At 72.6% G+C, this 13287-nt stretch carries 12 protein-coding genes; 10 read left to right on the top strand and 2 right to left on the bottom strand.

Going from position 1 to position 13287, the window contains the following annotated elements; all coding sequences use genetic code 11:
* Positions 1-43: 43 nt before the first annotated feature.
* The 5 genes from ACQPWU_RS24585 (at position 44) to ACQPWU_RS24565 (ending at position 4130) form a co-directional block, all read left to right on the top strand.
* On the top strand, positions 44-730 hold the full coding sequence (locus ACQPWU_RS24585; RefSeq protein ID WP_433443975.1) for a TetR/AcrR family transcriptional regulator: 687 nt from the start codon (positions 44-46) through the stop codon (positions 728-730).
* Positions 727-1893, top strand: a complete 1167-nt coding sequence (locus ACQPWU_RS24580) for an FAD-dependent oxidoreductase (RefSeq protein WP_433443973.1) — start codon at positions 727-729, stop codon at positions 1891-1893. Before ACQPWU_RS24585 ends, ACQPWU_RS24580 begins: the two co-directional genes overlap by 4 nt.
* A 1-nt stretch (position 1894) precedes the next feature.
* A complete protein-coding gene (locus tag ACQPWU_RS24575) occupies positions 1895-2074 on the top strand; it encodes a hypothetical protein (protein ID WP_433443971.1) in 180 nt (59 codons plus the stop codon).
* Positions 2071-2652, top strand: coding sequence for an NADPH-dependent FMN reductase (locus tag ACQPWU_RS24570; RefSeq protein ID WP_433443970.1), 582 nt, complete (start codon positions 2071-2073; stop codon positions 2650-2652). The genes ACQPWU_RS24575 and ACQPWU_RS24570 overlap by 4 nt, the downstream gene beginning before the upstream one ends.
* Before the next feature lie 98 nt (positions 2653-2750).
* On the top strand, positions 2751-4130 hold the full coding sequence (locus ACQPWU_RS24565; RefSeq protein ID WP_433443968.1) for an amidase: 1380 nt from the start codon (positions 2751-2753) through the stop codon (positions 4128-4130).
* Here the strand turns inward: ACQPWU_RS24565 and ACQPWU_RS24560 are convergent.
* A complete protein-coding gene (locus ACQPWU_RS24560) occupies positions 4064-5425 on the bottom strand; it encodes a 6-phospho-beta-glucosidase (RefSeq protein ID WP_433443966.1) in 1362 nt (453 codons plus the stop codon). The genes ACQPWU_RS24565 and ACQPWU_RS24560 overlap by 67 nt on opposite strands.
* 10 nt (positions 5426-5435) lie before the next feature.
* Positions 5436-6209 carry a DeoR/GlpR family DNA-binding transcription regulator gene (locus ACQPWU_RS24555; protein ID WP_433443964.1) on the bottom strand — a complete coding sequence of 258 codons (774 nt, stop codon included), beginning with the start codon at positions 6207-6209 and terminating at the stop codon, positions 5436-5438.
* A gap of 139 nt (positions 6210-6348) precedes the next feature.
* On the opposite strand from ACQPWU_RS24555, the gene ACQPWU_RS24550 reads away from it, so the two are divergent.
* Genes ACQPWU_RS24550 through ACQPWU_RS24530 form a run of 5 tightly spaced genes read left to right on the top strand, consistent with a single transcriptional unit; the run spans position 6349 to position 13260 of the window.
* Positions 6349-7539, top strand: coding sequence for a carbohydrate kinase family protein (locus ACQPWU_RS24550; protein ID WP_433445282.1), 1191 nt, complete (start codon positions 6349-6351; stop codon positions 7537-7539).
* Between the two features lie 4 nt (positions 7540-7543).
* On the top strand, positions 7544-8908 hold the full coding sequence (locus ACQPWU_RS24545) for an extracellular solute-binding protein (protein ID WP_433443962.1): 1365 nt from the start codon (positions 7544-7546) through the stop codon (positions 8906-8908).
* A 2-nt stretch (positions 8909-8910) separates the two neighbouring features.
* Complete coding sequence (locus ACQPWU_RS24540; RefSeq protein ID WP_360711778.1) at positions 8911-9789, top strand: carbohydrate ABC transporter permease; 879 nt, start codon at positions 8911-8913, stop codon at positions 9787-9789.
* The gene (locus ACQPWU_RS24535) at positions 9786-10586 is read left to right on the top strand and encodes a carbohydrate ABC transporter permease (RefSeq protein WP_433443960.1); all 801 of its coding nucleotides are present in this window, start codon (positions 9786-9788) and stop codon (positions 10584-10586) included. The genes ACQPWU_RS24540 and ACQPWU_RS24535 overlap by 4 nt, the downstream gene beginning before the upstream one ends.
* A 19-nt stretch (positions 10587-10605) precedes the next feature.
* Positions 10606-13260 (top strand): sugar-binding protein, encoded by a 2655-nt coding sequence (locus ACQPWU_RS24530; protein ID WP_433443958.1) that lies wholly within the window; start codon positions 10606-10608, stop codon positions 13258-13260.
* Positions 13261-13287: the final 27 nt, after the last annotated feature.

Below are 13287 nucleotides of genomic sequence, written 5' to 3'. Positions count from 1 at the left end.
GACGAACTTGTTCGTTACGAACATGTTCGTTATGGTGGCGGGCATGGCACCGAGAACGCCCGAACCCCGCAGCCGCCGCGAGCGCCCCGCCAAGCCCGCCCTGACCCACGCCGGCATCATCGCCACCGCGGTCCGCCTCATGGAGGCCGAAGGGCTGAAGCGCGTCACGATGCGGCGCCTGGCGCAGGAGCTCGACACCGGCCCGGCCTCCCTGTACGTCTACGTGGCCAACACCGCCGAGCTGCACGCCGCGATCCTGGACGAGATGCTGGCCGACGTCGACCTGTCCCCGGTCACGGCCGAAGGCGACTGGCGGGACCGGCTGGCCGCGGTGCTCGGCTCGTACACCCTGGTGCTGTTCCGGAATCCGAGCCTGGCCAACTCCGCCCTGGTCGCCCGCCCGTCGGGCCCCCACTACCTGGCCCTGCTCGAGGCGATCCTCGCGCTGCTGCAAGCGGGCGGCGTACCGGACGGGCAGGCCGCATGGGGCGTCGACGTGCTGCTCCAGGTGGCCACCGCCACCGCCGCCGAGCAGTCCGTGCGCGACCACGACATCTCCGCCGAGGACGAACACAACGCGCTCGTCCAGGCGCTGCGCGACGTGTCCGCCGAGACGCACCCGCGCATCGCCGCCCTCGGGGACGACATCGTCTCCGGCACCCCCGAGCAGAAGCTGGCGTGGATCTTCCGTGCCGTCATCAACGGCACCCGCGTCACCCCTCGCGAGTGAAGACCCAGGAGGACCTCACCATGAACCACCACCCCATAGCCGTCGTCGGCGCGGGCCTCGGCGGGCTGACCCTCGCCCGCGTCCTGCACGTCAACGGCGTCGAGACGGCCGTCTTCGACCTCGACGCGGACCGGCACGCCCGCGCCCAGGGCGGCATGCTCGACATCCACCACGATTCCGGCCAGGTCGCGCTGCGGGCCGCCGGGCTCCTCGACGAGTTCCAGGCGCTGGTGTTCCCCGGCGGGGAGTCGATGCGCATCCTCGACAAGCACGCCACCGTCCACATGGAGGAGATCGACGACGGGACCTCGCGCGGGCGTCCGGAGGCCGATCGCGGCCGGCTGCGTGACCTGCTGCTCGACTCCCTGCCCGAGGGCACGGTGCGCTGGGACGCCAAGGTCGCCTCCGTACGCGGGGCGGGCGCCGGCCGGCACGAGGTCACCCTCGCCGACGGCCGGGCGTTCACCACGGACCTCCTGATCGGCGCGGACGGCGCCTGGTCCAAGGTCCGCCCGCTGCTCACCCCGGAGCGGCCCGCGTACACCGGGGTCGTCATGGTCGAGTGCGACCTGTGGGACGCCGACGCGCGCCACCCCAAGGCGGCAGCCGTCGTCGGCGGCGGCATGCTCATGGCACTCTCCGACGCCAGGGGCTTCCTCGCGCACCGCGAGTCCGACGGCAGCCTCCACGTCTACGCCGCGCTCAAGACCGATGTGTCCTGGCTCGACGGCATCGACTTCGCCGACATCGGCGCGGCCAAGCGGGCCGTGCTGGCGGAGTTCGGCGACTGGGACCCCAGCCTGCGGGCCCTGGTCGCCGACGCGGACGGCGCGCTCGTGCCCAGGCCGATCGTCGCGCTGCCGGTCGGTCACCGCTGGGAACGGGTGCCCGGGGTGACGCTGCTGGGGGACGCGGCCCACGTGATGTCGCCGTTCGCGGGAGAAGGCGCCAACAACGCCATGCTGGACGCCGCCGAACTCGCCCAGGCACTCCTGGCCCACCCGGGGGACGCGGAGACGGCGCTCGAGGCGTACGAGGCGGGCATGTTCGCGCGCGCCGGGGAGGCCGCCGCGGAATCGGCCGCGAGCCTGCTGGTCTGCATGGCCGACGACGCGCCCAAGAGCCTGGTCGCGCAGTTCGCCGAGTACGCCGAGGAGGGCTGACATGACTGCGGAACCGAACGTGCGCGTGGTGGGCTCCGGTCCCGCGGTGCTCCTGCCGCACAACGCGCCCGGACCCGGCAGCGTCCGGCCGATCGCCGGCCACCTGCCCGTCCGCGAACGGCCCGAGACCACGTACGCCGCCCTCGACCCCTTCCTCACCCCGACCCTGGAGTCCCGTTGACCAAGATCGCCATCATCCTCGCCAGCACCCGCCCCGGCCGCGCCGGCCAGGCGGTCGCGCACTGGGTGCTCGAACGGGCCAGCCGGCGCAGCGACGCCGACTTCGACCTGATCGACCTGGCCGAGGTCGACCTGCCCCCGATCGACGAGCCCCTCCCGCCCGCCGTCGGCCGCTACACCCACCCCCACACCCACCTATGGGCCGAGACCGTCGCCGCCTACGACGGCTACGTGTTCGTCACACCCGAGTACAACCACTCCTATCCCGGCAGCCTGAAGAACGCCCTCGACCGCGTGTACGCCGAGTGGAACGACAAGGCCGCCGCCTTCGTCTCGTACGGCGTCGACGGCGGCGTGCGGGCCGTCGAGGCGCTGCGCCCGGTGCTCGCCGCCCTGCGGATCGCCGGGGTGGCCCAGCAGGTGACCCTGAACCTGCGTACGGACTTCGACGGCTTCGGCGGCCCCTTCAGCCCCGGGGACCACCAGGAGCCGGCGTTGACCGCGCTGTTCGACCAGCTCGTGTCGTGGAGCGGGGCGCTCAGGACCGTACGGACCGCGCCTGCCGGGGCCGCCTCCTGACCGCGGCCGGCGCGCTGGGACGGGAAGCCCGGCCTCGCAAAGGGGAAGCGCGTGGTGTTCAGTGGTTCCGTCACCCGACGATGCCTGGAAAGGACTCCATGCCGATCTCCCCCGGTCCCTTCACCGGCCGTGCCGTCACCGACCTAGCCCAGGACCTGCGCGAAGGCCGCACCACCTCCTCCGAACTCGTCGAGCAGGCCCTGGAGGCCATCGCCGAGCGCGACCCCGAGCTCAACGCGTTCGTCACCGTGGACGCCGACGGGGCGCTGGCCGCGGCGCGGCGGGCGGACGCCGAGCTGGCCGCGGGCACCGACCGGGGTCCGCTGCACGGCGTGCCGGTCGGCGTGAAGGATCTCATCAACGTGGCGGGGCTCCCCGCGACGATGGGTTCGCGGCACTTCGCCGGACACGTCCCGGACACCGACGCCGAATGCGTGACCAGGCTGCGCCGAGCCGGAGCCGTCATCGTGGGCAAGACCACCACCCACGAGTTCGCGTACGGCCCCACGGGCGACCGCTCGGCCAACGGCCCGTCGCGCAACCCCAGGGATCCGGCACGCATGTCCGGCGGCTCCAGCGGCGGCAGCGCGGCAGCCGTGGCGGCGGGCCTGGTGCCGCTCGCGCTCGGCACCGACACGGGCGGTTCGGTCCGCATTCCGGCCGCGCTGTGCGGGATCGCCGGGTTCAAACCGGCGTACGGGGCGATCCCGGCGGACGGCGTGTTCCCCCTGTCGCAGAGCCTCGACCACGTCGGCGTCCTGGCCGGGGACGTGCGGGACTGCCTGCTCGCCTACCGCTGCCTGGCCTCCGCCCAGCTACGTGAGGACGCCGGTCCCGCGCGTGTGGGCTGGCTCGATCCCGGCGGGCTGTTCGCCGGGGACCCGCGGGTGGTTCACGCGGTGCGCGCCGTCGCAGGTGACGTGGCGGAGGTGCGGCTGCGGCAAGGGCTCGGCGAGGAGTTGCGGGAGACGTACACGGCGATCCAGAGCTGCGAGGCCGCGGCGGTGCACGCCGACCGGCTGGCCGGGGCGCCCGAGCTGTTCGGCCCCGAGGTGCTGGAACGCCTGCGCACGGCCGCCGAGATCCCCGGCTGGCGGTACGTGCGAGCGCAGGCCGCTCGGTCCGGGTTCGCCCGGGACGTCGGGGCGCTGTTCGAGCGGCACGACGTCCTGGCGCTGCCGACCGTGCCCATCGTCGCCCCGCTGCTCGAGACGGAGGTGGACGGCCGACCCGCGGTGCGGCAAGCTCTGCTCGGCCTGACGAGTTCGTGGAACGTGCTGGGGCTGCCCGCGCTGACCGTGCCCGCCGGCACGGTGGACGGCCTGCCGGTGGGGCTGCAGCTCGTCTGCCGTCCCGGGCGCGAGCTCCACCTCTTCCAGGCCGCCCATGACGCCCTCGAAGGGACCGCCGGTCACGCCCCTGAGGAGTCGGAGGAGCCCGGGATGACGGCGGCGAGCTCGGGGATGCGGGCCCGGTAGCCGTCGAGCAGGCGGCGAGCCGTCGTCACCGAGTCGACCAGCGGGTGCAGGGCGAACGCCTCGACCGCCAGGCGGGCCGAGCCCGTCGTGGCGGCCTCGATGGCGGCCTGCTCCACCGCCTTCACCTGCTGCATCAGGCCCAGGAAGCGGCCCGGCAGGGGGCGGGTGGCCAAGGGGCGGACGCCCGAGCCGTCCACCGCGCACGGGATCTCGACGACCGCGTCCGCGGGCAGGCCGGGCACCGCGGCGCCGTTGCGCACGTTGAGGATCATGGAGGTGGGCTCGCCGCGGGCGATGGCCGCCATGAGGGCCAGGGCGATGCCCTCGTACCCGCCCGCCTCCAGGTCGGCGGCGGCGCGCTCGCCGGCCTCGGTGGCGTCTCGGGCTTCGGCCATGTACGTCTCGTCGCGCAGCCTGCGCGCCCTGACCCACTCGTCGAGCGCCTGCTCGGGCCGCGCGCGCACGGCCGCGTAGAAGTCGTCCTGCTGGAGCAGCAGCGACTCCCCGCGCGTCCGCCCGGAGATCGCGGCCACGGACTCCCGGGTGAAGTAGTAGTAGTACAGGTACTCGTTGGGCAGCGCGCCCAGTGTGCGCACCCAGTCGGCGCCGAAGATGCGCGCCTCCTCCACCTGCCGCAGCGCGTCATCGTCCGCCAGCAGCCCCGGCAGCACGTCGCGCCCGTCATGGACGAGGCCGCGCAGCCAGCCGAGGTGGTTGAGCCCCACGTAGTCGGGCGACACGCGCGCGGGATCGAGCCCGAGCGCGGCGGCGGCCCGCCTGATCAGCCCGATCGGCGAGTCGCAGATGCCGATCACCCGGTCGCCGAGCACGTGCCGCATGGCCTCGGTGATCATGCCTGCGGGGTTGGTGAAGTTGATGACCCACGCCCGGGGCGCGAGCGCGGCCACCCGCTCCGCCACGCGCAGCGCGACGGGGATCGTGCGCAGGCCGAAGGAGATGCCGCCGGGGCCGGTCGTCTCCTGGCCGAGCAGGCCCAGGTCCAGCGCGACCCGCTCGTCCGCGGTCCGGCCGGCCAGGCCGCCGACCCTGATGGCGGAGAAGACGAACGTGGTATCCCGCAGCGCGGTGTCCAGGTCGGTGGTGATGTGGATCTCCGGCGGCTCGTCGTGCCCGGCGGCGAGCCGGCGCAGCACGTGACGGATGGCCTCGAGACGGTCCTGCGACACGTCGTACAGCACCACCTGCTCCACGCGTGGCTTGGCGGTGTCGCGCAGGAGCGCGCCGTACACGAGCGGCACACGGAAGCCGCCGCCCCCGAGAACGGCCAGTTTCATCCAAACCCCTTCACGCCAGCAGCACCTCGGCGCCGGCGGCCGCGCAGTTGCGCAGCGTCTCCTCGTCGGCGCCCTTGTTCGTCACGATCACGTCGATGTCCTCGGGACCGCACACCCGCAGGGCGCCGGTGCCGGGGAACTTGTGCCGGTCGACGAGCAGCACCACCTGCCCCGCCGATGCGATCATGGCCCGCTTCAGCGGCACCTCGGCCAGCGTGGTGTCCACGAGCTGCCCGTCCGGCCGCACGCCGCTGGCGCCCAGGAACACGCGGTCGGCGACCACCTGGCTGAGCGCCGCCTCGGTCAGCACCCCGACCAGCGAGTGGTACGGCCGGCGCACCATGCCGCCGAGCAGCAGCACCTCGACCTCGGAGTCGGAGCGCAGCACGTCGAGCACGGCGAGGCTGGAGGTGACCACGGTGACGCGGCGCCCGCGCAGCCGCCGGGCCAGGCGCATGGTCGTCGTGCCGATGTCGAGCAGGACCACCTCGCCGTCGTTGACCAGGTCCGCGGCGCGGACCGCCACCGCCTCCTTGTCGTGCTCGTCCACGGCCGCCACCTCGGCGAACGGCCGGTCGGCGTCGGCGTCGACGCTGACCCCACCGTCGAGGAGCAGGGCGCCGCCGCGGACGCGCCGCAGGGTGCCGTCGCGGTCGAGCACCTCGAGGTCCCTGCGGATGGTGGACGGGCTCACGCCGAGCTGGCTGGCGAGATCGCGAACGCTGGTGGCGCCTGAAAGGCGGACCCGGCGCATGATCTCGGCATGCCTGAGGCGCTGAAGCACGGCGCGAGTGTATCAGTCAGATTCGCGCAGAAGTATGCATCTTTGACCAGAAACTCCCAGGGAAGACTTGAAGTGTTCGAGCAAACGTGCAAGATTGCGCACATCTCGATGCCTATCGAGGAGGATTCATTCCGTGTCCATGCAGGCCTACGACCCTCTCGCCGACGAGCGCACCCCGGACGGGCCGCGGTTCGATGTCTTCCTGGCGGGCACGGTCTTTCTCGACATCGTCTTCACCGGCCTGCCCGCGATGCCCGCCGCCGGCACCGAGATCTGGGCCGAGGGCATGGGCTCGTGCCCCGGCGGCATCGCCAACCTCGCCATCGCGACCAGCCGGCTCGGCCTGCGCACCTCGCTGGCGGCCGCGTTCGGCGACGACGACTACGGCGACTTCTGCTGGCGCACGCTGGAGGAGCAGGAGTCGGTCGATCTTTCCAGGTCGCGGCGCTTCGAGCAGTGGCACTCGCCGGTGACGGTCTCCATGGCGGTCGACCGCGACCGCAGCATGGTGACGCACGGCCATCCGGCTCCCATGGCGGCGTCCGAGATGATCGGCAAGCCGCCCTGCTCCAAGGCCGTGATCGTGCCGCTGTCCACCGAGGAGCCGCTCGACTCCCCCGACAGTCCGTGCAACTGGGCGGAGCTGGCCCGCAGGGACGGCGCCCTCATCTTCGCGGACGTGGGCTGGGATCCCTCGGGTGTGTGGTCGCGGTCCCTGCTCGACCAGCTCGCCCTCTGCCACGCGTTCATGCCCAACGCGGTCGAGGCGATGGCCTACACCGGCGCCGACACCCCGCGCGACGCCCTCTACGCGATCGCCGACAAGGTGCCCGTCGCGGTGGTGACCGACGGGGCCAACGGCGCCATGGCCATCGACTCCGCGACGGGCGAGGAGGCGTTCGTGCCCGCTCCGCGGGTGACGGCGCTCGACCCGACCGGCGCGGGCGACGTCTTCGGCGCGGGCTTCGTGCTCGGCACGCTGTGCCGCTGGCCGCTGGCCGACCGGCTGGCGTTCGCGCAGCTCTGCGCGGCGCTGGCGGTGCAGCAGTTCGGCGGCTCGCTGGCCGCGCCGGGCTGGGGCGACATCGCCGACTGGTGGCACGAGGTGCGCGACTCGGCCGACCACGCCGGCGCCTACGGCAACTCGCTGGCCCGCCGCTACGCCTTCCTCGACAAGCTGGTGCCCGCCGTCCCGGTGGGCGCCGTGCGCCGCGCCGCCGCCACCATCGCCCGGTACGCCGACGTCGGGCCCAAGACCCCCGCGACGCGGCCCGACCGGCCCGAGGACGAGGACCCCGGCACGCCTCGCGTGCCTGCGCAAAAGGAGTAACACCATGCACCCCCCGCTCCGAGCGCTCGCGGTGCTCGCCGCCGGCGCCCTGGCCGTAACCGCGTGTGCCCCGGGATCCTCCGCCCCGCCCGCGGCCACCTCCGCGCAGCCCAGCGCCTCGGCGGTGCGCACCGACGCCGCGAAGCTCGGCGACGTCACACTCACGATCTGGGACCAGGAGGTACGCGGCGGTCAGGCCGCCCAGATGAAGCAGCTCAACGACGCCTTCCAGGCGAAGTACCCCAACATCAAGCTCAACCGGGTGAGCCGCTCCTTCGACGACCTCAACACGACCCTGCGCCTGGCTTTGAGCGGCAACGAGCCGCCCGACATCGTGGAGGCCAACAACGGGCGCTCGTCGATGGGCGCGTTCGTCAAGGCCGGGCAGCTGCGCCCGCTGGACGCCTACGCCGAGGCGTACGGATGGAAGAAGCGCTATCCGCAGTCGGTGCTGCGCTATTCGAGCTACAGCGCCGACGGCAAGGTGTTCGGCGAGGGCAACCTGTACGGCCTGCCGCAGGTCGGCGAGGTCGTCGGCATCTTCTACGACAAGGCAAAGCTGACCAAGCTCGGCCTGCAGCCGCCGAAGACGTGGGCCGAGTTCGGGGCCGCGCTGGACAAGGCCAAGGCGGGCGGTCAGGTGCCGATGCAGCTGGGCAACCTCGACAAGTGGCCGGCCATCCACGTGTTCGGCACGGTGCAGGGCCGCGCCGTCCCGGCCGACCAGATCAGCACGCTGGCCTTCGGCCGCAAGGGCGCCTCGTGGAACACGCCGGAGAACACCAAGGCCGCCGAGGAGCTCGTCGGCTGGGTCGACAAGGGCTACTTCAACAAGGGCTTCAACGGCCAGGGCTACGACCCGGCTTGGCAGGCGTTCGGCAAGGGCGAGGGCGTCTTCCTGATCGGGGGCACCTGGCTGCTCGCCGACCTGCAGAAGGCGCTGGGCAAGGACCTGGGCTTCATGCTGCCGCCGGGCGCCACGGCCGACGCGCCGCCCGTCGCGACCGGCGGCACCGGGCTGCCGTTCGCGATCACGGCCAAGAGCCCCAACCCTGACGCGGCGGCGGCGTACATCGACTTCATCACCAACGCCGACGCGATGAAGGTGCTCACCACCACCGGCAACCTGCCCGTCGCCGACACGGCGCAGCAGAGCGTCCCCGCGGGGCCGCAGCAGGACGTCTTCACCGCGTTCGGCACGGCGACGGCGAAGGACGGGCTGGTGCCCTACCTCGACTACGCGACCCCGACGTTCGCCGACACGCTGGGCGCAGCGCTGCAGGACCTGCTGGCCAAGAAGCAGACCCCGCAGGAGTTCCTGGCCACGCTGGAGAAGGACTACAAGACGTTCGCCGAGAGCAACGGGTGAGCATGGGCCGGCCTCCCGGAGAGCCGCGCCGCGTCGCCTACCTCTACCTGCTTCCGGCGTTCGCCGTCTACGCGGTCTTCCTGCTCTACCCGATCGGGCGCGCGGTGCAGCTGTCGCTGTACGACTGGGACGGGTTGTCGCTCGGCCGCTGGGTCGGCCTGGACAACTACGTCGCGATCGTCGCCGACGAGGGGCTGCGGGCCGCGTTCGGCCACGCGCTGGTCCTGGTCGTGTTCTACGCGGCCGGGCCGCTGGTCATCGGGCTGGGGCTGGCCGCGATACTCAACCACGCCAAGGTACGCGGCCTCGGATTCTTCCGGACCGTCGTGTTCCTGCCACAGGTGGTGGCCATGGTGGTCGTGGCCGTGGCCTGGCGGCGCGTCTACGCGCCCGACGGCACGCTCAACACGCTGCTCGGCGCGCTCGGGCTCGACTCGCTGACCAGGGGCTGGCTGGGCGACTACACGTTCGCGCTGCCCGCGGTCGGGGTGGTGGGCACCTGGTTCGAGACCGGCTTGGTGACGGTGCTGCTGCTGGCCGGGATGAGCCGCATCCCCGGCGAGCTGTACGAGGCCGCGCGGCTGGACGGCGCGGGAGCGCTCAGGGAGTTCTTCGCGGTCACGCTGCCGTCGGTGCGCGGGGAGATCGCCGTCGCGCTGACGCTGACGGTGATCGCCGCGCTGCGCACGTTCGACCTGGTGTACGTCACGACGCGGGGCGGGCCCGGCGACTCCACGTCGGTGCCGTCGTACGAGGTCTACCACCGGGCCTTCGGGCTCAGCCAGATCGGCTCGGCGGCGGCCATCGGCGTCACGCTCACCGTGGTCATCTTCGTGATCTCGTTCGGGATCAACCGGTTCGCGGACAGGAGTGCCTCGTGATCTCGCGCGGTGAGCGGGTGGCCAACTACGTCATCCTGTCGGTGTTCGCCGCGTTCGCGCTCTTCCCCATCGTGACGATCCTGTCCGCCGCGCTCGGCCCAGCCGACAGCGGCGGCACGTCCGGGCTGGGCAACTTCACGGCGGCGTGGGAGATCGGCCACTTCGGCACCTACCTGCGCAGCAGCCTGGCGGTGTCGTCGTTCGTCGTGGTCGTGAGCGTGGTGCTGTCGATCATGAGCGGGTACGCGTTCGGCACCATGCGCTTCCGCGGCCAGTCGGCGCTGTTCTACCTGTTCATGCTCGGGATCATGATGCCGAGCGAGGCCGTCGCGGTGCCGCTCTACTTCGACCTGCGCTCGCTGGGGCTGATCGACACGTTCTGGTCGGTGGCGTTGCCGCAGGTGGCGCTGTCGGTGGCGTTCGGCACGTTCTGGATGCGGGCGTACTTCCGGGCCTCCAGCCGCGCGATCGTGGAGGCCGCCCGCATCGACGGCGCCTCGACCTGGCGCATCCTGTGGCGGGTGCTGGTGCCGCCGGCCCGGCCCGCCGTCGTCACGCTGACCGTGCTGGTCTTCATGTGGACGTGGAACGAGTTCCTCATCCCGCTGATCATGGTGACCAGTGAGTCGCTGCGGACCGCGCCACTGGGGCTGGCCTTCTTCCAGGGCCAGTACACCTCCGGCTTCACCCTGCTCGCCGCCGGCTCGGTCATCGTCGCGACGCCGGTGGTGATTTTTTACCTGTTCCTTCAACGTCACTTCGTCCGCGGGCTGCTCCAGGGGGCAGTCCGCGAGTAACCGTCGTTCCGGAGGTTCCATGCGTAAACGCCTGTCGCTGGTGCTGGCCGCCACGGTCGCGCTCGCCCTCTTACCCGCCGTACCGTCCGCGGCCTCCGCCGACTCGCCCGTGGACCTCGACGCGCTGTTCGTCGGCGCGCATCCCGACGACGAGGCGTTCAGCCTGTCCACGCTGGGCCAGTGGAACGAGGACCACCACGTCCGCACCGGCGTCGTCACCGTCACCCGGGGCGAGGGCGGCGGCAACGCGGTCGGGCCGGAGGAGGGTCCCGCGCTCGGGCTGCTGCGCGAGGCCGAGGAGCGGTCGGCGGTCGGCAAGGCGGGCGTCCGCGAGGTGTTCAACCTCGACGACGTCGACTTCTACTACACGGTGAGCGCACCCCTGACCGACCAGATCTGGGGCGCGGACACCCTGGAGAAGGTCGTGCGGGTGGTCCGGCAGACCCGGCCCGAGGTGATCCTGACGATGGATCCGGCGCCCTCACCCGGCAACCACGGCAACCATCAGCAGGCGGCGCGGCTGGCCGTGCAGGCGTTCTACGCGGCGGCCGACCCCAAGGCGTTCCCCGAGCAGATCACACGTGAGGGGCTGAAGCCGTTCGCGCCGGCCCGGCTGCTGCTCGGCGGCGGGCGCGGCACCTCGCAGACCGGCCCTTCCTGCGTCTCGACCTTCCAACCCACCAACCCCGCGCAGAACGTGTACGGCGTGTGGAGCGGGCAGCCGTCCCGGAGTCAGGGCAAGACGTGGGCGGCCGTCGAGCGTGAGGCGCAGCGCATGTACGCCTCCCAGGGGTGGGCCGTCTTCCCCGACGTGCCGTCCGACCCCGGCCAGCTCGGCTGCGACTTCTTCACGCAGGTGGACTCGCGGGTGCCGTTCCCCGCGCCCGGCAGCGCGGCGGCCGCCGCGCCCACGGCGATCCTTGACGGGGCGCTGACCAGGGCCTCCGGCACGGTCCCGCTCGGCACCCTGTTCAGCCTGAGCACCAGCGCGTTCGACGTCCGGCCTGGAACGCCGTTCACCGTCAAGGTCGCGGCGACCGCGCCCTCTCGCGAGTCGCTGGGCCGGTCGTCGGTGAAGCTCGGCGTCCCCGAGGGCTGGCAGGTCAGCGGCCCGGGCGACCTCGGCGGGCTCTCCGCCGGGCGTACCAGGACGGCGACGTTCACCGTCACCCCGGCCCAGGGCACCGGACGGGCACGCGTCTCGGCCACGCTGACCACCGAGCACGGCCGCGGGTACACCGACCGTCAGGTCGAGGTCAGCCCCGCCGTACGGGCGACGCAGCAGCTCCTCCCCCAGGTGGCCCAGTACGAGAAGTGGACCTCCGAGGTCGGCGTGCCGCAGCTGCGCGGCATCGTCACGCCCGTGCTCACCCTGCCCTCCGGCGGCTCCCGGCAGGTCGGCGTCGTGGTGACCAACGTCAGCGACGCCGCCAGGTCCGGCACCGTACGCGTCGACCTGCCCGCCGGGTTCACCGCGGACCACGCAGAGGCGCCCTACACCGATCTGGCCGCCGGGGCCTCGACGACGGTGCCGTTCACCGTCACCAACTCCGACCCCTCGCTGAAGACGTCCAACCAGGGCGGCGACTACGCGTACACCATCAGCGTGGACGGCGCGGTCGCGAGCAAGCCGGCGCTCGAGCTGGTCCCGGCCGCCGCCGTCCCGCAAGCGTCTCCGTCCGTGGACGGCGTGGAGGGCGACGGCGAGTACCCGGGTGCCGCCCTCGACATCTCGCGCCTGTGGGAGGGCACCGCGTGCTCGTCGGCGGCCGACTGCTCGGGCACGGCCAAGCTCGCCTGGCACGACGACACCCTCTACCTGCTGGTCCAGGTGAAGGACGACGTGCTCGGCACGCGGCTGGCCGCCGCCGACTGCAAGCGGCACTGGCGTACGGACTCGGTGGAGGTCACGTTCGACCCGCGCGGCACGTCCGAGAACACCTCGACGACGTTCAAGGCGGCGGTGCTGCCCGTTACCGCCGAAGGACCCCCGTGCTTCGAGCGGGACGCCGACAACCGTCAGGGACCGGGCGAGCAGACCGCGCCGGGCATGCGGGTGGCCTCGAAGGTCGCCTCAGGCGGCTACACCGTGGAGATGTCCATCCCGATGGCGCTGCTGCCGGGCTCGGTCGACCCCTCCCACCTGGGCATGAACATCCTGGTCTACGACTCCGACACCCAGGACAAGACCGGCCAGACCCGCATCGGCTGGTCGACGTGGGGCGGCGTGCAGGGTGACCCGTACCGGTGGGGCGTCGCCACGCTGACGGGCTACCAGCCGCCCGCCGACCGGCCCGTCCCCGACCCGGTGATCCCGGACACGGCGCTGTCCAGCCTGGACTCGCCGCAGTCGCTGGAGCAGGCGGTACGGGTGCACGTGCCGCTCGGCGGCGGGCCCGCCGCCGAGGAGTCGCAGAGCGGGTGGGCTACCTCCGCCTCCACCGGCCAGGAGGGAGTGAAGGTGACGGTGCGGGCGAACGCGGCCGGCAAGGCTCACGTGTTCGTCCGGGATGACCAGGGCACGGCGGGCAGCCACGTCGTCACGGTCTCCCGCAAGGGGAGCACGACCGTGACCGTGCCCCTGTCCCGCGCCCTCGCCGCCCACCCGACGGTGGTGGCGGGCTGGGAGGCTTCCGCCGGAGGAACGGCGGCCTCGCAGGTGAAGGTGCGCTGAAAGGTCGGCCGCCCGTCCCGGGACGGG

This window comes from Nonomuraea sp. CA-141351 (assembly GCF_050944675.1).
GTDB lineage: Bacteria > Actinomycetota > Actinomycetes > Streptosporangiales > Streptosporangiaceae > Nonomuraea.
Note: the sequence above shows the minus strand (reverse complement) of the source record. Positions and strands in the feature narration are given on the sequence as shown.